Origin of the sequence: Streptomyces sp. SID14515, assembly GCF_010548505.1 — a bacterium.
In the GTDB taxonomy this organism is placed as follows: Bacteria; Actinomycetota; Actinomycetes; order Streptomycetales; family Streptomycetaceae; genus Streptomyces; species Streptomyces caviscabies.
The window spans coordinates 1-23016 of record NZ_JAAGMH010000140.1 but is presented as its reverse complement, the minus strand read 5'-3'; the positions used below and the strand labels follow the sequence as shown (position 1 = coordinate 23016).

Annotated in this window: 19 protein-coding genes; 6 read left to right on the top strand and 13 right to left on the bottom strand. The window is 71.3% G+C overall.

From position 1 onward, the window contains the following. The coding region (locus tag G3I54_RS34035; RefSeq protein ID WP_164620554.1) for a hypothetical protein at positions 1–580 on the top strand (580 nt) is incomplete at its 5' end. A 10-nt stretch (positions 581–590) separates the two neighbouring features. Here the strand turns inward: G3I54_RS34035 and G3I54_RS34030 are convergent. Beyond that, on the bottom strand, positions 591–1469 hold the full coding sequence (locus tag G3I54_RS34030) for a DMT family transporter (protein WP_164620553.1): 879 nt from the start codon (positions 1467–1469) through the stop codon (positions 591–593). Between the two features lie 178 nt (positions 1470–1647). Between G3I54_RS34030 and G3I54_RS34025 the strand changes: the two genes are divergently transcribed. After that, entirely contained in the window at positions 1648–2784 is a 1137-nt protein-coding gene (locus G3I54_RS34025) for a winged helix DNA-binding domain-containing protein (RefSeq protein ID WP_164620551.1), read from the top strand. A 155-nt stretch (positions 2785–2939) separates the two neighbouring features. On the opposite strand, the gene G3I54_RS34020 is transcribed toward G3I54_RS34025, so the two are convergent. Next, a complete protein-coding gene (locus G3I54_RS34020; RefSeq protein WP_164620549.1) occupies positions 2940–3782 on the bottom strand; it encodes a helix-turn-helix transcriptional regulator in 843 nt (280 codons plus the stop codon). Between the two features lie 130 nt (positions 3783–3912). Between G3I54_RS34020 and G3I54_RS34015 the strand changes: the two genes are divergently transcribed. Continuing rightward, positions 3913–5589 (top strand): AMP-binding protein, encoded by a 1677-nt coding sequence (locus G3I54_RS34015; RefSeq protein ID WP_164620547.1) that lies wholly within the window; start codon positions 3913–3915, stop codon positions 5587–5589. Next, positions 5586–7205: an AMP-binding protein gene (locus tag G3I54_RS34010; protein ID WP_164620545.1), complete on the top strand. Its 1620-nt coding sequence runs from the start codon at positions 5586–5588 to the stop codon at positions 7203–7205. The genes G3I54_RS34015 and G3I54_RS34010 overlap by 4 nt, the downstream gene beginning before the upstream one ends. A 37-nt stretch (positions 7206–7242) precedes the next feature. Here the strand turns inward: G3I54_RS34010 and G3I54_RS34005 are convergent, their stop codons facing one another. The 3 genes from G3I54_RS34005 to G3I54_RS33995 form a co-directional block, all read right to left on the bottom strand. After that, complete coding sequence (locus G3I54_RS34005; protein WP_164620543.1) at positions 7243–7440, bottom strand: hypothetical protein; 198 nt, start codon at positions 7438–7440, stop codon at positions 7243–7245. A gap of 9 nt (positions 7441–7449) precedes the next feature. Then, positions 7450–8139 (bottom strand): GNAT family N-acetyltransferase, encoded by a 690-nt coding sequence (locus G3I54_RS34000; protein WP_164620541.1) that lies wholly within the window; start codon positions 8137–8139, stop codon positions 7450–7452. Positions 8140–8278: 139 nt separating this feature from the next. Beyond that, positions 8279–8989 carry a hypothetical protein gene (locus G3I54_RS33995; RefSeq protein ID WP_164620539.1) on the bottom strand — a complete coding sequence of 237 codons (711 nt, stop codon included), beginning with the start codon at positions 8987–8989 and terminating at the stop codon, positions 8279–8281. Positions 8990–9251: 262 nt separating this feature from the next. Between G3I54_RS33995 and gcl the strand changes: the two genes are divergently transcribed. After that, entirely contained in the window at positions 9252–11036 is a 1785-nt protein-coding gene (gene gcl, locus G3I54_RS33990) for a glyoxylate carboligase (RefSeq protein ID WP_164620537.1), read from the top strand. 533 nt (positions 11037–11569) lie between these two features. Here the strand turns inward: gcl and G3I54_RS33985 are convergent. From G3I54_RS33985 to G3I54_RS33950, 8 genes are all read right to left on the bottom strand, one after another. Beyond that, positions 11570–13027, bottom strand: a complete 1458-nt coding sequence (locus G3I54_RS33985) for a catalase (protein WP_164620535.1) — start codon at positions 13025–13027, stop codon at positions 11570–11572. Between the two features lie 257 nt (positions 13028–13284). Beyond that, positions 13285–14178, bottom strand: coding sequence for a 2-hydroxy-3-oxopropionate reductase (locus G3I54_RS33980; RefSeq protein WP_030083985.1), 894 nt, complete (start codon positions 14176–14178; stop codon positions 13285–13287). Positions 14179–14246: 68 nt separating this feature from the next. Continuing rightward, positions 14247–15086, bottom strand: coding sequence for a TIM barrel protein (locus G3I54_RS33975; RefSeq protein WP_164620533.1), 840 nt, complete (start codon positions 15084–15086; stop codon positions 14247–14249). A gap of 216 nt (positions 15087–15302) precedes the next feature. Then, positions 15303–16763: a cellulose binding domain-containing protein gene (locus G3I54_RS33970; protein WP_164620531.1), complete on the bottom strand. Its 1461-nt coding sequence runs from the start codon at positions 16761–16763 to the stop codon at positions 15303–15305. A 37-nt stretch (positions 16764–16800) separates the two neighbouring features. Then, on the bottom strand, positions 16801–18411 hold the full coding sequence (locus G3I54_RS33965) for a beta-N-acetylhexosaminidase (protein WP_164620529.1): 1611 nt from the start codon (positions 18409–18411) through the stop codon (positions 16801–16803). A gap of 63 nt (positions 18412–18474) precedes the next feature. Next, positions 18475–19320 carry a carbohydrate ABC transporter permease gene (locus tag G3I54_RS33960; protein ID WP_164620556.1) on the bottom strand — a complete coding sequence of 282 codons (846 nt, stop codon included), beginning with the start codon at positions 19318–19320 and terminating at the stop codon, positions 18475–18477. 2 nt (positions 19321–19322) lie between these two features. Further along, positions 19323–20315 carry a sugar ABC transporter permease gene (locus G3I54_RS33955; protein WP_164620527.1) on the bottom strand — a complete coding sequence of 331 codons (993 nt, stop codon included), beginning with the start codon at positions 20313–20315 and terminating at the stop codon, positions 19323–19325. A gap of 46 nt (positions 20316–20361) precedes the next feature. Further along, positions 20362–21627, bottom strand: coding sequence for an extracellular solute-binding protein (locus G3I54_RS33950; protein ID WP_164620525.1), 1266 nt, complete (start codon positions 21625–21627; stop codon positions 20362–20364). 269 nt (positions 21628–21896) lie between these two features. On the opposite strand from G3I54_RS33950, the gene G3I54_RS33945 reads away from it, so the two are divergent. Then, complete coding sequence (locus tag G3I54_RS33945; protein WP_164620523.1) at positions 21897–22736, top strand: GntR family transcriptional regulator; 840 nt, start codon at positions 21897–21899, stop codon at positions 22734–22736. Positions 22737–23016 lie beyond the last annotated feature (280 nt).

Genomic DNA, 23016 nt, shown 5'->3' with positions numbered 1-23016 from the left:
TGTGGCCCTCGCGGCGGTCGCCGCCGCCGCGGTGTGCGTGATCGGCGGAGCCGCCGTCACCTCGCTCGTACAGGAGGACACGACCGGTGCGCGGAAGGTGTCCACCGGAGCGCTGCCCGAGACCCCCGCCGCGACACCCCCGGCGACCGGCGACAGCCGCCCGCCGGTGCCGGGACGGAGCCGCACCACGGACGGTCCGCTCTGGGCGGACGGTTCCGTCGCCCCGGACGACAACGTCCACTGGGCCCAGAGCAATGTCACGCTCAAGACGCAGGAGCCGCTCACCGCGCTCACCGTGGAGCTGTTCGTCGCCCGGACGGAACGCGTGCGGAGCACCGGGCGGTGGGAGACCCGGCCGGCGGCGGACTTCGACCTCTCCGTGCACGAACGCGACGGCATGCTCGTCTACCGCTGGACGCTCAGGCCGGGACGGACGGTGCCGGCCGGGACGCATGTCTTCGCCGGACAGTACGACCATGCCTCCGGCGGCCGCGACGCCGGCGCGGACGTGTACCGGGCCAGGGCGACGGCGGCGAGCGGCGCCCATGAGGTCCACGGCGACTTCGCGCCCACCCGCTGAGCCGGCCCGGCTACCGCGCGCGCGGCGGCGGTGGCGGCGGTGCGAGCGTGCCTCTGGCCAGCGGCGTACGGGCCAGGCGTACGCAGCCCGTGGCGATCAGGGCCAGCGCCGCCAGCTCGGGCAGCAGCCACCAGCCGGTCCGCAACCGCTCGTCGAACAGCGTCACCCCGTACAGGACGCTGATCAGCGCGTCCCCCAGGGTGAGCATCGGCTGGACCGCCACCAGGCTGCCCGCCTGAAGAGCGTTCTGGAGCAGGAACAGGGCGCCCACCCCGGCCGCCGCCGTGGCGTACAGCTGCCAGGACGCCAGCAGCGCGAGAGCCCCGCCGTCGTCGAGGTTCGCCATCGCGTCCTTCATCAGAGCGGCCGTCAGCGCGTAGCCGCACGCGGCGGCCAGCCCCAGCAGGGCCGCCCGGGGATTGCCGCGCGTCCGGAGCGCGGAGCCGATCAGCACCGCCTCGAACACCCCGGTCAGCAGCAACGCGGGAATCCACGCCGCGTCCCGGACCGTGTCGGTGCCCTCGACCGGCGCGGCCGACGCCATGCCGAGCGCGAGGCCGACCGTGACCGCCGCGACCCCGTACCAGACGGTCCGGTCCACCCGCATCCGCATCACGTACCCGGCGATCAGCAGTGTGGCGGGCAGCTCGATCACGAAGATCGGCTGGACCACCGCGATCGGCCCGGTGGCCAGGGCGACCGCCTGACAGACGGCCGCCACGATCACCAGCCCGATGCCGGCCAGCCACACCTTCTGACGCAGCAGATGACCGATCAACGACAGCCGCATCGCCTCGCTGTCGGGCACCCGCATCGCCGCCCGGCGCTGGAGCACCGAGGCGGAGCCGTTGCTGATCGCGGTGAGGACGGCGAACAGGACACTGATCACCGGTTCATCATGGAGCCGCCCCGGCCGGGCCGCCCGACGCACGGGTCCGGTGGGCGTAACGCGTGTCCGCCGCACGGTCCGGTGGGCGTAGACGCGCGTCTGCCGCCGATGGGCGTGAGGAGCGTGCTCCGCCGCTTGCGGACCATAGCTGACCGCAAGCACCGGTAGCGTGCGAACCATGGCCGCGAAGACGCACCGCACCGCCGCACACCCCGCCGTCCTCCCCGTCCGGGCGCTGAACCGGGCGACCCTGGACCGTCAGCTCCTGCTGCGCAGGTCACCGATGTCCGCGAAGGACGCGGTCACCCACCTCCTCGGGCTCCAGGCGCAGAACACCAAACCGCCGTACTTCCAGCTGTACGCCCGGCTCGCGGACTTCGACCCCGCGGAGCTGTCCGCCCTGATGGAGTCCCGCGAGGTGGTCCGGATCGTCACCCTGCGCTCCACCCTCCACACCCATACGGCGGACGACGCGCTCACCCTGCGCCCGCTGGTGCAGGCGGTACGCGAGCGGGAGCTGAAGAGCTTCCGGCGCGGGCTGGAGGGGGTGGACCTGGACCGGCTCGCGGCGGTGGCCGAGGAGCTGGTCCAGGAGCGCCCGCGCCCGGTCAAGGAGCTGCGGGAGGAACTCCTCGCGCACTGGCCGGACGCCGACCCGCTCGCGCTCACCGTCGCCGCCCGCTGTCTGCTGCCGCTGGTCCAGGTCACCCCGCGCGGCCTGTGGGGCCGCAGCGGGCAGGTCGCCCTGACCACCGTGGAGCACTGGCTCGGCCGGCCCGCCTCGCCCGTGCCCGCACCTGACGCCACCGTGCTGCGCTACCTCGGCGCGTTCGGCCCCGCCTCGGTGATGGACTTCCAGTCATGGGCGGGCCTGACCCGCACGAAGGAGGTCTTCGAACGGCTCCGGCCCCGGCTGCTCACCTTCCGCGACGAGCGGGGCGTCGAGCTCTTCGACCTTCCCGACGCCCCGCGCCCGGACCCCGACACCCCGGCCCCGCCGCGCTTCCTGCCCGAGTTCGACAACGTCCTCCTCGGCCACGCCGACCGCACCCGCGTCATCCCCGCGGTGAACAAGGGGCGCAACGGGGTGGGCAACCAGGCGTACGGGTCCGTGCTCGTCGACGGGTTCTTCGACGCGGTCTGGCGCATCGAACGCGAGGGCGGCGCGGCGCTCCTGACCGTCCAGCCGCTCCGGAGCCTGGCCCGCCAGGAGCGCGCGGAGATCACCGAGGAGGCGGCGCGGATGCTGGCCGTGATGACGGACGCGACGGACCACGACATCCGGTTCGGAACGTTCCTGGACTTCGGGGCCTGAGAGCGCCACGGCCCACGACCCTCGGGCCGCGCCCCACGGGCCGCGACCCGCCGGCCCAGAGGCCACGACCCACGACCCAGAGCCCACGACCCGCCGGCCCAGAGCCCACGGCTCACGACTCGCCGGCCCGGAGCCCACGACCCACGCCCCGCGGCTCAGGGCAGCAGCCCCGCCCGGCGGGCCGCCACCACCGCCTCCAGCCTGGTGTGCGCCCCCAACTTCCGCATGGCCGAACGCAGATACCCCTTCACCGTCTCGGGCCGCAGCCCCAGCCGCTCGGCCGCCGCCGCGTTCGTCGCGCCCGCCGCCACACACGCCACCACGTCCACCTCGCGTGGCGCGAGACGGACCTCCCGGGCCGCGGGCGCCTGGGACCCCGACGCCGAGGCCAGCCGCCCGCAGACCTCCAACAGCTCGTCGCGCAGCGCCGGATCGACGACCCTGGGGACCAGCGCGCGCAGTTCGCGGTGGGCCTCGCGCACGTCCTCCCAGGCGCCGGGCACCGGTCCCGGATCGCACACCTGCTCCCGGCCCGCCGCCAGCAACCGCCGCACCTCGTCCCGTACCGCGAGCGACTGCTCCACATCACGGGCCGCCGCCACCACCGCGTCGAACGTCCGGTCGCCGAGCGTGACCGGTGTGCGCAGCGCCCCGTACAGCACGCCCCGCACCGCCCGCCGTACGACGACGGGGACCGCGACGACCGAGCGCAGCCCCTCAGCCGCCACCGCCGCGTCGTACTCGTGGCTGATGTGGCGCGAGGAGGCGTAGTCCGTCACCGCACAGGGTCGGGACAGCGCGATGGCCTTGCCGCCCAGACCGCTCCCGGCGGAGATGACCAGGCCCCGCAGCGCGCTGGTCTGCGCCCCGTTCAACTCGGCGATCCGTGCGTGGCGCGCGTCGGACAGGAGGCCACCGAACACCACGGGAAGCCCGCTGGTGCGGCGCAGCCTCAACAGTGCCGCCTGCATCTCGACCGCATCGACCGGTTCCGGCACTCCGACGCCCCTCCACCCGGCCCGTGTCGTCTCCCCCGGACGAGGGAGGGGACCACCCCCGTCCGGGGGTGGTGAGACCTGGGTCACTTTTACATGATGTTAAGCGACCGGTCCGCAACGAGGAGGACACATGTCGGCAACCAGCGCGACCGAGACGTTCCGGGCCGCCCGGGACTTCCTGCTGGCGCACCGCGAGGACTACGACACCGCGTATGCGGGCTTCCGTTGGCCCCGGGCGGACCACTTCAACTGGGCGCTGGACTGGTTCGACGTCATCGCCGAGAACAACGACCGCACCGCCCTGCACATCGTGGAGGAGGACGGCCGGCGCACCGAGGTGTCCTTCGCGGCGATGTCGGAGCGCTCCGACCGGGCCGCCAACTGGCTGAAGGCGCAGGGCGTACGGGAGGGCGACCGCATCCTCGTGATGCTCGGCAACCAGGTCGAGCTGTGGGAGACCGCCCTCGCCGCGATGAAGCTGCGCGCCGTCGTCATCCCCGCCACCCCGCTGCTCGGCCCCGCCGACCTGCGCGACCGGGTGGAGCGCGGCCGGGTGCGCCATGTGCTGGTGCGGGACGCGGACACCGCGAAGTTCGACGAGGTGCCCGGGGACTACACCCGGATCGCGGTGGGCGAGGAGGTGACGGGCTGGCTGCCGTACGCGGGGGTGGCCGAGGCGCCCGCGGCGTTCACGCCCGGCCGGGAGACGGACGCGGACGAGCCGCTGATGCTCTACTTCACCTCCGGTACCACCGCCAGCCCCAAGCTGGTCGAGCACACCCATGTGTCCTATCCGGTGGGCCACCTGTCGACGATGTACTGGATCGGGCTCAGGCCCGGCGACGTCCATCTGAACATCTCCTCGCCCGGCTGGGCCAAGCACGCCTGGTCGAACCTCTTCGCCCCGTGGACCGCCGAGGCCACCGTCTTCATCTTCAACTACACCCGCTTCGACGCGGGCCGTCTGATGGCCGAGATGGACCGCTCGGGCATCACGAGCTTCTGCGCCCCGCCCACCGTCTGGCGGATGCTCATCCAGGCCGACCTGAGCCAGTTGAAGGTGCCGCCGCGCGAGGTCGTCGCGGCCGGGGAGCCGCTGAACCCGGAGGTCATCGAGACGGTCCGGCGGGAGTGGGGCGTCACCATCCGGGACGGCTTCGGCCAGACGGAAACCGCCGTCCAGGTCGCCAACACCCCCGGCCAGCTCCTCAAGACCGGCTCCATGGGCCGCCCCAGCCCCGGCTTCACCGTCGAGCTCCTCGACCCGGTCACCGGCCGGCCCGGAGCGGCCGAGGGCGAGATCTCCCTCGACCTGGCCGACCACCCCGTCGGCCTGATGACCGGCTACCACGGCGACCCGGACCGCACCGCCGAGGCGATGGCCGGAGGCTATTACCGCACCGGCGACATCGGCGCACGGGACGAGGACGGCTACATCACCTATGTGGGCCGCGCCGACGACGTGTTCAAGGCCTCCGACTACAAGATCTCACCGTTCGAGCTGGAGAGCGCCCTGCTGGAGCACGAGGCGGTCGCCGAGGCCGCCGTCGTGCCCGCCCCCGACCCGCTCCGCCTCGCCGTCCCGAAGGCGTACGTCGTGCTCGCGGAGGGCTGGGAGCCGGGCCCTGACACCGCGAAGGTCCTCTTCGAGCACTCCCGGGCGGTCCTCGCCCCGTACAAACGCATCCGCAGGCTGGAGTTCGCGGAACTGCCCAAGACCGTCTCGGGCAAGATCCGCCGCATCGAGCTCCGCGAACGCACCGCCCTGGGCGGCGGCGCCGAGTTCGACGAGGGGGACCTGAAGTGAGCGAGCCGTCACACGAGCTGTCCTACGCACACGGCACCGGCGACACCGCGCTGCTCGGCGACACCATCGGCCGCAACCTCGACCGTACGGTCGCCGCGCACGGCGACCGTGAAGCACTGGTCGACGTGGTGTCCGGCCGCCGCTGGACGTATACGGAATTCGCCGCGGACGTCGACGAGCTGGCCCGCGCGCTGATGGCGTCGGGGGTGGCGAAGGGCGACCGGGTCGGCATCTGGGCGGTCAACTGCCCCGAGTGGGTGCTCGTGCAGTACGCCACGGCCCGGATCGGGGCCGTCATGGTCACCATCAACCCGGCCTACCGCGCCCACGAGGTGGAGTTCGTCCTCAAGCAGGCCGGCATCTCCCTGCTGGTCGCCTCGCTCTCCCACCGCACCAGCGACTACCGCACCCTCGTCGACCAGGTCCGCGCCGACTGCCCGGACCTGCGCGCCGTCCACTACATCGGCGACCCGACCTGGGACGAGCTGACCGCCGCCGCGCCCGCCGTCGGCCGGGAGCAACTCGCCGCCCGTGAGGCGGAGCTGTCCTGCGACGACCCGATCAACATCCAGTACACCTCGGGCACCACGGGCTTCCCCAAGGGGGCGACGCTCTCCCACCACAACATCCTCAACAACGGCTATTTCGTGGGGGAGACGATCGCCTACACCGAGGCGGACCGGGTCTGCCTCCCGGTGCCCTTCTACCACTGCTTCGGCATGGTGATGGGCAACCTCGCCATCACCTCGCACGGCGCCTGCATCGTGATCCCGGGCCCGTCCTTCGAGCCCGCCGCCGTGCTGACCGCCGTCCAGCAGGAGCGCTGCACCTCGCTGTACGGCGTGCCCACCATGTTCATCGCCGAGCTGAACCTGCCGGACTTCGCCGCGTACGACCTCTCCTCGCTGCGCACCGGCATCATGGCCGGTTCACCCTGCCCGGCCGAGGTGATGAAACGGGTCGTCGCCGAGATGCACATGGCCGAGGTCTCCATCTGCTACGGCATGACGGAGACGTCACCCGTCTCCACCCAGACCCGCCGCGACGACGACCTGGAGCGTCGCACCGGCACGGTGGGCCGCGTGCTGCCGCACATCGAGGTCAAGATCGTCGACCCGGTCACCGGCGTCACACTGCCGCGCGGCAGCGCCGGCGAACTGCGCACCCGGGGCTACAGCGTGATGCTCGGCTACTGGGACCAGCCCGACCGCACCGCCGAAGTCGTCGACGCGGGGCGGTGGATGCACACGGGGGACCTCGCGGTGATGCGCGAGGACGGATATGTCCAGGTCGTCGGCCGGATCAAGGACATGATCATCCGAGGTGGCGAGAATGTGTACCCACGGGAGATCGAGGAGTTCCTGTACAGCCACCCGAAGATCGCCGACGTCCAGGTGGTCGGGGTGCCCGACGAGCGCTACGGCGAGGAGATCCTGGCCTGCGTCATCCCGCGCGACCCGGCCGACCCGCCCACCCTGGAGGAGGTCACCGCACACTGCCGGGAGAGGCTCGCGCACTACAAGATCCCGCGCAGGCTGCGGATCCTGGAGACCTTCCCGATGACGGTCAGCGGGAAGGTCCGCAAGATCGAACTGCGCGAGACGTACGCGGACTGAGCGGGACGTGAGCGGGCCGGGTCGGGCGGTCGGCAGCTCAGGCGGCTTCGATGATGTCGGGGCCGCCCCGGGTCGCCGCCGCCCACTCGATGAGCAGCACCTCGTACGTCGCCGACTCCACCGCGGACCAGTCCTGTCCGGAGGAGTCGACGAGCGCGCGGATGGCCTCGTTGGCCTGCTCGGCGGCGGGCGCGGGGCGGTCGGCGGGGTGGGAGCTGTCCGGGAGTAAAGCCATGCGGATAGCTTACGCGCCACCACTGACAGCCACGGCTTCCGAAGTGTCCGCGGACCCCGAAGCGTCCGGGACGCGCGGAGGGTCGGCGGCCCCCGGCGCATCCGACGGCCGGGCATCCGGCAGTCGGACATCCGAAGGCCTGGCATCCGAAGGCCTGACATCCGGTGTTCGGGCGGCCGGTGCCAGTTCGCGTCGCATGCAGACCCGGGGCCAGCGGTCGAGGCCGTGCTGGGCCTCCTCGGCGCGGATCGCCCGCAGCCCGTCGGTGAGTTCGGCCTCGGGCAGGATCCGGAATCCGATACGGGCGTAGTACGGGGCGTTCCACGGCACATCGGTGAAGGTGGTGAGGGTCAGCGCCGCCATTCCCCGGGCCGAGGCCAGGTCGGCCAGGTGGGCGATCAGAGCCCGGCCGATGCCCCGGCGGGCGGCGGCCGGGTCGACCGAGACCTGCTCGATGTGCAGGGCGTCGTCGACGGGGTCGGCGAGCACATAGCCGAGCGGCCGGTCGCCGGTGGCGGAGAGGGGGTCGGTGGCCACCCAGCAACGGCCTGCCTGCCGGTAGCCCTCCAGCAGGTCGAGCGGGGGCGGATCGTCGTCGGCCACGAAGGCCATGCCCAGGGCGCGGAACGGTTCCCCTGCGGCGCGCTCGATGTCCTGGAGAAGCGGAAGATCCGAGCGTCTGGCGGAGCGGATACGCATGTACTCAGTGTGCCGCGCCGGACGGCGGACCGGTACGCGGTGGCCGGATCAGGATGCCCGACCCGATGCATCCCGGACCGTCGGGAGCCCCGGCCCGCCCTGCCCCTCTCGCCGGCGGCCCGCTCGTGCTCGGAGCTGTTCAGGCGCCCGTGCTGACCAGCTCGTCCGCCGGGCCGTTCACCGGCTGCGGGGTTCCGGTGAGGTCCATGACGAAGAGCGGGAGCCCGACACCGTCCGCACGGGCCCGGGCGTCGGCCGCGTACCCCGCGAGGGAGAAGAACACGCCGGTCGCCGAGGCGCCCAGCGCGTTGAGCCAGAGGGTCTCCACCGCGCGGAGCGTCGTCGGCCGGGTGCTGGAGTCGACCTGGGCGATCAGTCCGTCGGCCCGCAGATCGATCCCGGAGGCCGGGCCCGCCCCGGGCCGGCCGACGTCGCGGTAGCCCAGCCACGTCAGATACAGGCCGGCCGCGCTCACCGCGTCGTGGCCCGTGCGGATCGTCATCGGGTGGAACGTCGGGCGCGGGTGCGCGGCGGTGCGCGGCAGCGGGATGTGGGCCGGGGAGACCGGCGCGGCCGGGGCCGAGGCGGTGGCCACCGGGCGCACCGGTATCCGCAGGACGGTCCCGCACGGGCAGCACAGCTCGGGCTGCGGCCACTGGTCCTCCCGCGCGCAGGACGTGCAGCGGACGGTGACCCAGGCGTCGTTCCAGCTGCGGTGGGTGACCAGGACCGCCGGGGCGCCCGGCAGCAGTGGCGGGGCGGTGGGCGTCCCGCACGGGCAGGGGTAGGCCGGTGTGCTGTAGGCGTGGTCCCGGCCGCAGACGGGGCACCGGACCGGCACGGACTCCACGTATCTCTCCCTCCGGCACGGACGGCGCGACCCGACTGCGCTCCGTGCCTCCCTCGTCACACCATCGTCCACCAGGAGCGAGGCTCTGGGGAGGGAATTGACGCACTTCGTACGGGCGGACGGCGGTCCGCGCCCTTGACGGGGGTCGCCCCACGTTTTAGATTGCTTCCGTATAGCAGAACTGAATTTCCGTAATGCGGAATTGGTGCTCTCAGGTGGCGCGACAGAGCCCGACTCCACCAATCCCGAGCAGGAGCACTCAATGCCTCGTATGACCGCTGCCCGAGCGGCAGTTGAGATCCTCAAGCGCGAAGGCGTCAGCAACGCGTTCGGTGTGCCGGGTGCGGCGATCAACCCCTTCTACGCGGCCCTCAAGGCCTCCGGCGGGGTGCAGCACACCCTGGCCCGTCACGTCGAGGGCGCCTCCCACATGGCCGAGGGCTACACCCGGGCCAAGGCCGGCAACATCGGCGTCTGCATCGGTACGTCGGGCCCGGCGGGCACCGACATGATCACCGGTCTGTACTCCGCCATCGCCGACTCCATCCCGATCCTGTGCATCACCGGTCAGGCCCCGACGGACGCGCTCCACAAGGAGTCGTTCCAGGCCGTCGACATCGCCTCGATCGCCAAGCCGGTCACCAAGGCGGCGACCACCGTCCTGGAGGCCGCGCAGGTCCCCGGCGTCTTCCAGCAGGCCTTCCACCTGATGCGCACCGGCCGCCCCGGCCCGGTCCTCATCGACCTGCCGATCGACGTCCAGCTCACCGAGATCGAGTTCGACCCCGAGCTGTACGAGCCCATCCCGGTGCACAAGCCCGCGGCCTCCCGCAAGCAGATCGAGCGGGCCGTGCAGATGCTGAACGCCTCGGAGCGGCCGGTGCTCGTCGCGGGCGGCGGCATCATCAACGCCGACGCCTCCGAGCTCCTGGTGGAGTTCGCCGAGCTGACCGGCGTCCCGGTCATCCCGACCCTGATGGGCTGGGGCATCCTGCCCGACGACCACGAGCTGAACGCCGGCATGGTGGGCCTCCAGACCTCGCACCGCTACGGCAACGCGAACTTCCTGGAGTCCGACTTCGTCCTCGGCATCGGCAACCGCTGGGCCAACCGCCACACCGGCGAGATCGGCGTCTACACCCAGGGCCGCACCTTCGTCCACGTCGACATCGAGCCCACCCAGATCGGCAAGATTTTCGCCCCGGACCTCGGCATCGCCTCCGACGCCAAGGCGGCGCTGACGCTCTTCGTCGAGGTGGCGCGCGAGCTGAAGGCTGCGGGCGAACTCAAGGACCGCTCGACCTGGGCCGCCTCCACGCAGGAGCGCAAGGCGACCCTCCAGCGGAAGACCCACTTCGACAACGTGCCGCTCAAGCCGCAGCGCGTGTACGAGGAGATGAACCGGGCGTTCGGCCCCGAGACCCGTTACGTCACCACGATCGGGCTCTCGCAGATCGCCGGCGCGCAGATGCTGCACGTCTACAAGCCGCGCCACTGGATCAACTGCGGCCAGGCGGGCCCCCTCGGCTGGACGATCCCGGCCGCGCTGGGCGTCGCCACCGCGGACCCGGAGGGCACGGTCGTCGCCCTCTCCGGCGACTACGACTTCCAGTTCATGCTGGAGGAGCTGGCCGTCGGCGCGCAGCACCGCATCCCGTACGTCCACGTCCTGGTGAACAACTCCTACCTGGGGCTGATCCGCCAGGCGCAGCGCAACTTCGACATCGACTTCCAGGTCAACCTGGAGTTCGAGAACATCAACTCCCCGGAGCTGGGCGTCTACGGCGTCGACCACGTCAAGGTCGTCGAGGGCCTCGGCTGCAAGGCGATCCGGGTCACCGAGCCGGACCAGCTGCTGCCGGCCTTCGAGGAGGCGAAGAAGCTGGCGGCGGAGTTCCGGGTGCCGGTGGTGGTCGAGGCGATTCTGGAGCGGGTCACGAATATCGCGATGAGCGGTTCGGACATCGCCTCGGTCAACGAGTTCGAGGACATCGCCACGGATCCGTCGCACGCGCCCACCGCGATCCGTCCCCTGACCAGGTCCTGACCCACCCGCCCCACGAAGCAGGCCCCCGCCCCGGGTTCTCCCCGGGGCGGGGGCCTGCTCCTGTATGCGGCCCCCGCCAAAGACGTCCTCAATCGCCGGACGGGCTGGAGTATCCAGCCCGTCCGGCGATTGAGGACGGAAGCCTGGGGCTGATGGGCCCGCACTCCGGGAGCAGGCTTCAAGGCGCGTCCCTCACGCAGGATGCGACCGCTCCAGAGCCACGGTTCCGTCCTCAAACGCCGGACGGGCTGGGGTATGCGCCGGGCAGGCTGCTGTGGGCGGTGGCCTGCCTGGGCATGGGAAAGGGCGCGGAGTACGGGACCGTATCCGTACTCCGCGCCCTCGTTCAGGGGGTGACAGGGACCGCGGCGGCGGCGATCGGCCCGGGCGAGGGCGTCTCCTTCAGGTCAGGAGACGGTCCCCGGGTCCTTCACCACCGCACTGGCATCGCTCGACCGCCGCGGCCTCGTCGTCCTGCCCGTGCCGCGCGGCACCCCTCATCCGGGTACGCGGTACGGGCAGGGATCTGGGGGCTAGTCCTCGCGCAGGGCGCGGACGGCCTCCTCCACGCGCTTGCCGTAGTCGGCGTCGGCGGCGTGGAAGTGGGCGAGGTTCTTCTCGATGACGTCGTCGCGGGTGACCTGCGAGAGGCCTCCGGCGATGTTCGCGACCAGGCGGCCCTTCTCGTCCTCCGACATGAGCCGGAAGAGTTCGCCCGCCTGGAAGAAGTCATCGTCCTTGGTGTGGGCGGGCGCCTCGTGCGTGCCCGTCCAGCCGTGGATCGCCAGCGGCGCGGCGAGCGCCGCGTCGGTCTGCGCCGGACCGGCGTACGAGTTGGGCTCGTAGTTCTTGTCGTGGCGCGAGCCGTTGCGGGTCGCGTGGATGCCGTCGCGGCCGTAGTTGTCGACGACCGCGGTGCGCGGCGCGTTCACCGGCAGGTGGGTGTGGTTGACGCCCAGGCGGTAGCGGTGCGCGTCCGCGTAGGCGAACAGCCGGCCCTGGAGCATCTTGTCCGGGGACGGACCGATGCCGGGCACGAAGTTGTTCGGCGAGAACGCCGCCTGCTCGACCTCGGCGAAGACGTTGTCCGGGTTCCGGTCCAGGACCAGGCGGCCGACCCGCTGGAGCGGGTAGTCGCTGTGCGGCCACACCTTGGTGAGGTCGAACGGGTTGAACCGGTAGTCGGCGGCCTCGGCGGCCGGCATCACCTGGACGTACAGCGTCCAGGACGGGTTGACGCCGCGCTCGATGGCCTGGAGCAGGTCCGTCTGGTGCGAGTTGGCGTCCTTGCCGACGAGCTCGGCTGCCTGATCGGCGGAGAGCGACCGCACGCCCTGGTTCGTCTTGAAGTGGTACTTGACGAAGAAGGCCTCGCCCTCGGCGTTCGTCCACTGGTAGGTGTGCGAGCCGTAGCCGTTCATGTGACGGTACGAGGCGGGGATGCCGCGGTCGCCCATCAGCCAGGTGATCTGGTGCGTCGCCTCGGGGGCGTGCGCCCAGAAGTCCCAGACGTTGTCCGGCTCCTGCTTGCCCGTGAACGGGTCGCGCTTCTGCGAGTGGATGAAGTCGGGGAACTTGATCGGGTCCTTGATGAAGAACACCGGGGTGTTGTTGCCGACCAGGTCGTAATTGCCCTCGTCCGTGTAGAACTTGAGGGCGAAGCCGCGCGGGTCGCGGACCGCGTCCGCGCCGCCGAGCGAGTCGGCGACGGTCGAGAAGCGGATGAACGTCTCGGTGCGTTTGCCGACCGAGGAGAGGAAGTCGGCGCGGGTGAAGCCGGTGACGTCGTCGGTGACCTCGAAGTAGCCGTACGCGCCGGAACCGCGGGCGTGCACCACGCGCTCCGGGATGCGCTCACGGTTGAATCGGGCGAGCTTCTCCAGAAGGTGCTGGTCCTGGAGGAGGATCGGTCCACCGACACCGGCGGTGGCGGAGTTCTGGTTGTCGGCGACCGGGGCGCCTGACTCGGTCGTGAGCACACGCTTAGCCATGTGGCGGGATGACCTTTCGTACGAGCTGCTGACGGCTTGAGGAGCGTAGATTCGCCGCGAGGCAACGTCAACAGTTTGTTGAAAACGAAGTATGTGGTTCCGGGCCGCGGCAGCGCCTGGGCGCGACAGGACAGGTGTCAGCGCCACCGCGGCCCGGAGATCAGGGGGCCCGTCGTGCGGGCCGGGGCCCCGGGGGCGTACCGGCGATCGTGGCCGGTCGCCCTCCGCGGGGCCGAGCTCCTGGCGGAGCCGGGGGATCAGACCTGGGAGCCGGACAGCCGCTCGACCGAGCGCAGCAGCGCCGAGTGGTCCAGGCCGCCGTCGCCCTGGGCGCGCAGCGAGGCGACCAGCTGGGCGACCACACCACCGACGGGCAGGGCCGCTCCGACGTTGCGGGCGGCGTCCGTGACGATGCCCATGTCCTTGTGGTGCAGGTCGATCCGGAAGCCGGGGGCGAAGTCCCGCTTCAGGAAGTTGTCCTTCTTGCGGGTCAGCACGGTCGAGCCGGCCAGGCCGCCGTTGAGGACGTCCAGCGCGGCGGCGAGGTCGACGCCGGACTTCTCCAGGAAGACCACGGCTTCGGCGCAGGCCTGGATGTTGACCGCGACGATCAGCTGGTTGGCCGCCTTCACCGTCTGGCCGGAGCCGTGCGGACCGCAGAGCACGATCGTCTTGCCGAGCGCCTCCAGCAGCGGCTTCGCGGCGTCGAAGTCCGCCTGCTCGCCGCCGACCATGATGGACAGGACCGCCTCGATGGCGCCGGCCTCGCCGCCGGAGACCGGCGCGTCCAGGACCCGGATGCCCTTCTCGGCCGCGTTCTTGGCGAGGTCCACGGAGGTCTGCGGGGTGATGGAGGACATGTCCACCAGCAGCGCACCGCGCTTGGCGTTCTCCAGGATGCCGTCGGGGCCGTAGGCGATGGCCTCGACCTGCGGGGATGCGGGCACCATCGTGATGACGACATCCGCGTCCCCGACCGCGTCCGCGATCGAGGAGGCGCCGGTGCCGCCGGCCGCGACCAGCCGGTCGATCTTGTCCTGCTCCAGGGTGTAACCGGTGACGGAGTAACCGGCCTTGATCAGGTTCTCGGACATGGGGGAGCCCATGATGCCGAGGCCGATCCACGCAACCTTGGGGAGGTTGTTGCTCATGAGGGTGCCTTCCTGAAAAACGTGTGTACGTAAGGGGGTTGGGCTCACCCCTTGGTGGACTCGGGCGGTCAGCCGGCCGCTCGGGCCGACGCCGGGAGCCAGTCGAAGGACTCCGCGCTCGGCCGGTCGCCCGGCTTGTACTCCAGGCCGACCCAGCCCGCGTAACCCGCGTCCTTGAGCTCGTCGAGGAGCCGCTCCAGCGGGAGCGAGCCGGTGCCCGGCGCGCCGCGGCCCGGGTTGTCGGCGATCTGGACGTGACCGGTCTTCGCGGCGTACGCCTTGATGACCTGGCTCAGGTCCTCGCCGTTCATCGAGAGGTGGTAGAGGTCCAGCAGGAACTTGGCGTTCCCGAGGCCCGTCGCCGCGTTGACCTTGTCGACGACCTCGATCGCGGCCGGTGCGCTGACCAGCGGATAGAGCGGCGACTCCGGCTTGTTGAGCGTCTCGACGAGCAGGATCGCCCCGACCCGGTCCGCCGCACGGGCGGCCAGCACCAGGTTCTCCAGGGCGAGCGTGTCCTGGACCTGCGGGTCCGCGCCCTCGACGCGGTTGCCGTACAGCGCGTTGAGCGCCGTGCAGCCGACCGAGGCGGCGAAGTCGGCCGCCACCTCGATATTGGCCCGGAAGCGGTCCGACTCCGTGCCGGGCACGGAGAGCGCGCCACGGTCGGGGCCGGGCAGCTGTCCGGCGTAGAAGTTCAGCCCCACCAGCTGGGTGCCGGCGTCGTCGAGCGCCTTCTTGAGGGCGTCGAGCTCCGCCTGCGGCGGGGTGGGGGTCTCGATCCAGGGCCACCACAGCTCGACCGCCGTGAAGCCCGCCGCGGCGGCTGCCGCGGGTCGCTCCAGGAGCGGGAGTTCCGTGAAGAGGATCGAAAGGTTCACATCGAAGCGCTGGTCCGGGTATCCCATGAGGATGTCGGCGCTCCTTCCGTATTGCGGAAGTTAGTTTCTGCTTAACGGAAGATTGCCCGGAGGGTGGCAGGGCTGTCAAGAGGGTGCCGGAAAATTCGCCCCGGTCAGCGGCGTACGGAATCGGTGGCGCGGGCGCCTTCGGGCATACGAAAGCGGGGCGGGGGCCGCCGTCGACCCCCGCCCCGCCCGACTATCACGCCGTACGTACCGCTCCTAGCTGCCCGGAACCGTGTCCTCGAAGCTCGTGCCCGCACCGCGGTACGCCCCGACCATCGCGTTGACCTGGGCCGGGGTGAGCACCTGGTCCTTCACATGCAGGACGTAGTCCACCTGCTGGTCGTAGGCGCGGGGCGTGGTGCTCGGCTGCCCCTCCAGGTCGATCAGCCACTGGTTGAAGTTGATCGACATCGGCCGCTCGGGCAGATACGCCGCCCCGTGCGTCCCGAAGTGCTGCCCGTCGACGTAGTACGTGATCTCGTCGTCGTCGATCGTCACCACCAGGTCGTGCCAGCCCGCGTAGGACTGCCGCGACTCGCTGTGCGCGTTGACCGCCTCCCATGGGTCGGGCCGGTAGGTCTCCCACGACGTCGTGTAGAGGATGTTCGCCGGCTCGCCCCAGCCGCCGTTCGGCAGATACTCGAAGTCGTACTCCGCGTAGTCGTCCGCCATCGGCGCCTTGAGGTCATTGATGGTGAAGAACGTCTGCACGATCCGGTCGCCGTCCGGGCCCGAGCGCGGCGCGTCGCTGAACTTCACCCGCGACGCGTACGTCCCGTTCTTGAACTTCATCGACTGCGTCAGGATCTCGGTGTGCTTCGTCGACGCCCCGGTGCCCGCCGTCGAGGTCTCCAGGTTCATCACCGAGTTTCCGCCCTGGTCGGCGAAGGTGACGTTCTCCGGCGCCCAGGTCGCGCCCGGCACGCCCGGACCGCCGGAGTTGGACCGTACGCTCCAGCCGTTCGCGTTGATCTTCGGGTCGGTGTGCGAGCTGTAGTCGAAGTCGTCGAAGAGCGCGGGTGCGTCACCGGGCGGGTCGGTGGGCGGGTCCGTCGGGTCCGGCGGGTCGGTCGGGCCGTTGCCGCCGGGCGCCTCGCCCCAGACCGTCGCACCGGAGACATGGGCCGTCACCTTGGACCAGTCGCCGTAGGCGGTCCGCTCCGGTCCGAAGGAGTAGTCGTCGGACTGGACGAGCGAGGCCCAGGACGCCTGGTGGAAGCGGAGCTGCATATCGCCCGTGTCCGCGCCCGGCGCCAGCGAACCGGCCCCGGCGGTGAAGCCGATCTCCAGATAGCGGTCGGCGGTCGCGGTCGGGGTGGCGAGCGTCCCGAACGTACCGGTGATGTTCGCGCACCCCTTCACCGCCCAGGAACAGGCGAACCGGTAGGCGGCGGACGCCGAATCGGCCTTGAAGTAGTAGCGCACCTTCACACTGCTCAGCGGTACGGAGGTGGAGCCGGCGTTACGGACCTTCAGCCACGGCTCGCTCTGGTCGGCGCTCGCGCCGGACGCGCTCGTCCGGTACTGGACGACGATCCCGTCCGCCGCGGCGGACGCCGAGGACGGCAGGGCGGCGAGACCGGTGGCGGCCAGGGCCGTGGCGGCGGCCGAGGCGGCGGCGGTGCGCAGCCTGGACCTGCGCGGATTCCTGCGTGATGGGTTCGCGGGTGTGTTCACGGGTGTGTTCCTCTCCGGAACGGTGGTGGGGGAGTGGTTACGAGTGGGGTCGCGCTGTTCCTGAGGACGGGGACGCGTACGTGGCCGTCGCGAGCGACCGCGCGTCCAGCGGGCGGTAGGGGACGCCCAGGGCGTCCAGCCGGGCGGTGTGGTGACGCAGCCGCTCGACGAACCCCGGCCAGTCGCCGCGCCCGCCGGACCAGGAACGGTCGGCGAGCGCGCAGAGCCGTGGGTAGCTGAGGTACTCGATCTCCTCGGGGGTGCGGGCGTACTCGGTCCACAGCTGGGCCTGGGTCCCGAGCACCCGCGCCCGCTCGGCCTCCGGCCAGTCGGGCGGGGCCGGTTCGTAGCCGTGGACCGTGTGCAGGGAGACCGGCGCTCCGGGCTGGGCCACCGGTTCCGACAGGTCGCCGGACTGGGCGTAGTCGAGGTAGGTCGCCCGGTGGTGCGCGGCGATCACCTGGTGGCCGCGGCGTGCGGCGGCCCGCGCGTGCGAGGAGTCGCGCCAGGTCATCACCGTGAACTCCGGGGGGAGTTCGGCGCCGTTCTCGACCCAGCCGAGCGGAATCCGGCCGCGCTCCACCAGGAACGCGCCGATCCGGCCCATGAACCAGCCGTGCAGCGCCGCCGGGCCCGCGAGCCCCAGCGCCGCCGCGCGTTCGCGGGCCGCCGGGCTCTCCTCCCACTCGGTGGTCGGGCACTCCTCGCCGCCGATGTGGATGTACGGCGACGGGAAGACGTCCATCACCTCCTCCAGCACGGCACGGCAGAAGGCGAAGACGCCTTCGTGCACGCCCAGGATCGTGTCGCACACCCCCCAGCGGGTCCACACGTCCAGCTTCCGCTCCGGGTGGTTGCCCAGCTCCGGGTAGGCGGCGAGCGCGGCCCGCACATGGCCGGGCATCTCGATCTCCGGTACGACGGTGACGCCGCGCTCCGCCGCGTACCGCACCAGGCCCCTCAACTCCGCCTTGGTGTAGTGCCCTTCGTGCGGCAACGCGTCGAAGTGCGCCCCGTCCGGACCGGTCGGGCCCTTCTGCGACCGGGCCCGCCGGGAGCCGACCGTGAGCAGCCGGGGGTAGGCGTCGACCGGCATCCGCCAGCCCTGGTCGTCGGTGAGATGCAGATGCAGGACGTTCAGCTTGTGCAACGCCAGCAGATCCACGTACCGGCGCAGATAGCCGATCGGCTGGAAGCGCCGCGCCACGTCCAGCATCGCCCCGCGCCACGGCCGGTCCGGTACGTCGGTGATCTCGACGCACGGCAGCTCCCAGGAGCCCGTGGCCGTCGAACCGCCCGACAGCGCCTCGGCGGGCAGCAGTTGGCGGATCGTCTGGACGCCCCGGAGCAGCCCGGTGAGATGGGCGGCGCGCAGCTGGAGAGCCTGCGGGGCGACCGTCAGCCCGTACCCCTCCTCGCCCAGGCCGCCGAGCCGGTCGTCCAGGGCGAGGACGACCCGGCCGTCCGGCGCCGGGGCGAGGGGGAGTCCGGCGGTGCGGCCGACCAGGGTGCGCAGCAGGTCAGCCGCCGGTTCCGCGCCCCGCAGCGCCCGGACGGTGGTCTCCCGGTCGAGGGTGAGCCGGCCGCCGAGCGAGGAGACCTTGCTGGGCCGGGGGAGGAGGGCGAGGGCGGGGCGTGATGCGGGCACGGGGGCCTCCGGATTCGGTTCGCGGGCGGGCGGGCGGGCGGGCGGCGAGGCGTGGTCGGTCGCTCAGCCCTTGACGGCGCCGGCGGCGAAGCCGGACGTGACATGGCGCTGGAGCAGCAGGAAGATCACCAGGGCGGGCAGCGCGAAGAGGGTGGAGGCGGCCATGGTGGCGCCCCAGTCGGTGCCGAAGGTGTTCTGGAAGGACGACAGCCAGACCGGCAGCGTGCGGTTGTCCTGCTGCTTGATGATCAGGAAGTTGGCGTAGGCGAACTCGTTCCAGGCGGTGATGAAGCCGAACAGCGAGGTCGCCATCAGCCCCGGCGCCAGCAGCGGCATCGCCACCCGCCAGAAGGCCCCGGTCCTGGTGCAGCCGTCTACCTGCGCGGCCTCCTCCAGCTCCGGTGGGATCGTCCCGATGAAGCCCCGCAGCACCACGACGGTGAACGGCAGCGTGATCATGAAGTAGATCAGCGTCAGCGTCGGCAGCCGGTCGAGCATGTCGGTGTCCCGCGAGATGATGTAGATCGGGATGATCAGCGACTCCCAGGGCGCCATTTGCGCGATGAAGATCATCAGCATGAACTGCCGCCGGCCCTTCCACCGCAGCCGCGCCACGGCGAACGCCGCGCCCAGCGCGACCAGCAGCGCCAGCAGGACGGCCCCGAGCGTGACCAGGATGCTGTTGCGCCAGAACAGGGCGAACCCGTCGGCGTCCACGGCGCGTTGGAAGTGGTCGAGCGTCCAGGTGTGCGGGAAGAGCTGCGGGTCGGCGGACTGGATGTCCTGGGACGGTTTGAAGGCCGTGGAGATCATCCAGTAGACGGGGAAGAGGCAGACGACGACGGTCGCGGCTGCGGCGATGTTCAGCGGGAGCCGGCGAAGGCGCGGGCGTACGGTACGCGTGCTCATGCTCATCGGGTCTCGTCCTCCTGGCGGAGCATCTGGCGGAAGTAGAGGACGAGCACCCCGGACATCAGGACCACGGTGACCATCGAGGCGGCGGAACCCAGGTCGTACCGCTGGCTGGAGAGCGCCGTCTGGACCGCGTAGACCGGCAGGATCGTCGTGGCGTCGCCCGGCCCGCCCCGGGTCATCACCCAGATCTGGACGAACGCCTTGAACGTCCAGATCACCTCCAGCGAGAGGACCAGCAGGAAGATCGGCCGCAGCATCGGGAAGGTGACCGAGCGGAAGATCCGCGCCGCGCCCGCTCCGTCCAGCCGCGCCGACTCGTACAGCTCCGGGGAGACGGTGGTCAGCGCCGAGTACAGGGTGATCGCGGCGAACGGCACCGACTGCCAGACGATCAGCGCCACCAGGATGGCGAAGGCCGCGGTGCCGTTCGCGAACCACGGATAGCGGTCGAAGGAGTCGAGGCCGAGCGAGGTCAGCGACCAGTTGACGATCCCGAACTCCGAGTGGAACAGCCACTGGAAGACGGTGGTCGCCGCCACCACCGGCATCGCCCAGGCCAGCACCAGCGAGCACAGCACCACCGTCCGCCCGAGCCGGCCCAGCCGCTCCACCATCAGGGCGACCAGGGTGGCGATCACCATGATCAGCACGACATTGATCGCCATGAACAGGAAGGTGCGGCGCACCACCTCCCAGAACCGTGGATCGGTCAGCAGTGTGCGGTAGTTCCGCAGCCCGACGAACTCCGCGTCACCGGCGATGAGTTGACGCAGCCGGAAGTCCTGGAACGAGATCAGGACGGCCCGCACCAGCGGGTAGACCAGGAGATAGAGCATGCCGCCGACGGCGGGGGCGATCAGGGCGTACGGCCAGAGGCCCTGGGCCCTGCCCCGCGGGGTCGGGTCCTTGCGTACGGCGGGGTGCGGGGCCGGACGCCGCCAGGGTGTGCTGGGGGTACGGGGTGTGGTCCGTCGGTCGACGACCGGCACGGCACGCCTCCTTTCGAGCTGCTGCGGTGGCGGATCGGGGACCGGGTCAGGAACCGGCGTTCATGGCCCGGGTGATGTCCTGCGAGGCCTTCGCCGCCTCCTTCGCCGGATCGCCCCCGGTGAGCACGGCCGTCATGTAGTCCTTGATCGGGTTCTCCGCCTCAACCGCGGCCCAGCCCGGGGTATTGGGCGTCGCGTGCCCGTTGGCCGCGCCGACCGCCATCGCGGCGGCCCCCGGGTCGTCGGCCACGGCGGAGGCCAACGTGGTCCGGTTCGGCACATAGCTCATGGCGACGGCGAGCTTCTTCTGCCAGGTGTCCCCGGTCAGCTCCTTGATGAAGGCGACCGCCTCGTCGGGGTGGGCCGCGGCGGCCGGCACGACCAGGTCGGAGCCGCCGGTGAAGACCGCGCCCGGGGTGTCCGCGGTCTTGCCCGGGATCGGGAAGAAGGCGAGCTTGCCCGCCAGTTCGGGGTTCTTCTCCGCGATGACCTTGGCCCCGCCCGGCGTCTGGATCACCTGGGCCACCTGCCCCTGGGCCATCACCTCGGTCTGCGGCGGGTCGTCCTCGTCGGAGTCCTTGGGGCCCTTGCCGAGCGCCTGGAGCTCCTTGTAGAACGCCATGCCGCGCAGCGCCTCGGGGGTGTCCAGCGCGCCGGACCACTTCTCCCCGGACCTGCTCGCGAGGTCGCCGCCCTCGTCCCAGATGAACCCGGCCAGCGCGTACCACATCTGCCCGGGCAGATAGATGCCCTGCGTGCCGCCCTTGTTGAGCTCGGTCGTGGCGTCGATCCACTGCTCGCGGGTCTTGATCTTCGTCGCGTCGACGCCCGCCTTCTCGAAGAGGTCCGTGCGGTAGACCACCACCCGGTTCGCCGCGTAGTACGGGATGCCGTACTGCTTGCCCTCGTACGAGCCCGGCTCGGCCAGGCCGCTCAGCCAGTCCTCGCCGTTCAGCTCCTCGGTCCGGTCGCTGAGGTCGAGCAGCCCGCCGCTCTCCGCGAACTGCGCCACCTGGGTGTTGCCCGCCTCGATGACGTCCGGGGCGTCGTTGCTCGCCAGGGCGGCGGTGATCTTCTGGCCGATCCCGTCCCACTCCTGGACCTGGATCTTCACGTCGATCGTCGGGTGGCGCTTCTCGAAGTCGGCGGTGAACTCCTTCTGGAACTCGTCCGAGACGCTGTCGCGCATCAGCCAGACGTCCACCGTCGTCCGGCCGTCCCCGTTCCCGGAGTCCGACCCGGACGAACTACAGGCACTGAGCGCGGCGGTCAGGACGAGCACGGACCCACCGGCGAGCAAGCGGTACTTCACGGTTCACCTCGGAAGCAGAACGGATGTGACGGACCTGACCACCTGACCAGTAGGGCTCACTGGACAGCTCACCTCTCGATGGGGGTTGAAGGTGGCATAGACCAATGGGGCCGTCAACCCCTTGCGTACAAAGGGGATTTGGTGATCTGTACGTAACGAGATCGCCCGTGCGTCAGCCGGAAGGCGCTACACTTCGCCTGACCAGCAGGCCAGTTGAGGTGCGTGGTGGTCAACTGGTAAGTAAATGAGAGCTGTCGGGAGGGGAACGCGTGGACGCGGACGTGTCGGGGACGGTGCTCAAGCGGGAGCGGACCCGCGATGCCGTACTGGAGCTGATCGAGTCGCGCAGCCCCGGGGACGCCATCCCCTCGGAGCGTGCGCTGTGCGCCCTGCTCGGCGTGTCGCGACCCACCGTGCGCGCGGCGGCCGACGAGCTGGTCGCCGCCGGGCTCCTGGTGCGCGAACACGGCCGGGGCATGTTCGTCGCCCCCGCCAAGATCACCCAGGAGCTGGTCGCCGGGGACCGGGCGCTGAGCGTGCCGCAGGCGGCGGGCGCCTGGTCGAGCCGGCTGCTGGAGTTCACCACGCTCCAGGCGGGAGCCCGGGTCGGCCGCAAGCTGCGGATGTCGCCCGCCGCCGAGATCGTCTACGTGGCGCGGCTGCGGCTGGTCGACGGAGCGCCGATGGCCATCGAGCACCTGCACATCCGGGCCGAGCTGGTGCCGGGGCTCAGCGCGCAGGAGCTGGAGAGCGGCGACCTGTACGAGCATCTGCGCGCCACCCACGGCGTGCACGTCCATGAGGCGGTCCAGGCCATCGAGCCCACCGTCGTCACCCGCGCCGAGGCCGGGCTGCTCGACGTCCCGGAGCTCTCGCCTGCGCTGCTCTTCGAGCGGCTGACCTCCGACACCACGGGCCGCCCGGTGGAGTACGTCCACTCGCTCTACCGGGGCGACCGCTACCGGATCGTCTCCCGGCTCGCGCTCGGCCCGGCGGCCGACATCGCCCCCGACCGGGAGGGGCACCACCCGGGCATCCCGCCCGGCGACTTCGCGCACGGCGACGCCATCGCCTCCTCGACCAGGGGGGACATCCAGGCGGGCGACTGATCGCGGACCTCCGGTCGCGTTGCGCAGGGTGCAACTCCGGTTGCGCCTCTTGTCGAACGGTCGTCGGCGGGCCAGGGTGGCGGACACATCCGAAGCAGCCGAACCCCCACACGAGGTGCCTCGCATGAACCCAGCCCCCCACCCGAACCCGGTCCCCGCCCGTCCCGGCCGCGCCCCCGCATCCGTCGTCGAGGCCCCCGCCTCCGGCCTCCCCAGCCGCCGGGGCCTCCTCGGCGGCCTCCTGGCGGGAGCCGCCCTGGCCGCCGCCCCCGCACTCGCC

What these genes read in the sequence shown, in the direction of transcription:
- G3I54_RS34015 (WP_164620547.1), top strand. Translation starts at nt 3,913, where the DNA reads ATGTCGGCAACCAGCGCGACCGAGACGTTCCGGGCCGCCCGGGACTTC.
- G3I54_RS33985 (WP_164620535.1), bottom strand. Translation starts at nt 13,027, where the DNA reads ATGGCTAAGCGTGTGCTCACGACCGAGTCAGGCGCCCCGGTCGCCGAC.
- G3I54_RS33960 (WP_164620556.1), bottom strand. Translation starts at nt 19,320, where the DNA reads ATGAGCACGCGTACCGTACGCCCGCGCCTTCGCCGGCTCCCGCTGAAC.
- G3I54_RS34025 (WP_164620551.1), top strand. Translation starts at nt 1,648, where the DNA reads ATGGCCGCGAAGACGCACCGCACCGCCGCACACCCCGCCGTCCTCCCC.
- G3I54_RS34005 (WP_164620543.1), bottom strand. Translation starts at nt 7,440, where the DNA reads ATGGCTTTACTCCCGGACAGCTCCCACCCCGCCGACCGCCCCGCGCCC.
- gcl (WP_164620537.1), top strand. Translation starts at nt 9,252, where the DNA reads ATGCCTCGTATGACCGCTGCCCGAGCGGCAGTTGAGATCCTCAAGCGC.
- G3I54_RS34000 (WP_164620541.1), bottom strand. Translation starts at nt 8,139, where the DNA reads ATGCGTATCCGCTCCGCCAGACGCTCGGATCTTCCGCTTCTCCAGGAC.
- G3I54_RS33980 (WP_030083985.1), bottom strand. Translation starts at nt 14,178, where the DNA reads ATGAGCAACAACCTCCCCAAGGTTGCGTGGATCGGCCTCGGCATCATG.
- G3I54_RS33975 (WP_164620533.1), bottom strand. Translation starts at nt 15,086, where the DNA reads ATGGGATACCCGGACCAGCGCTTCGATGTGAACCTTTCGATCCTCTTC.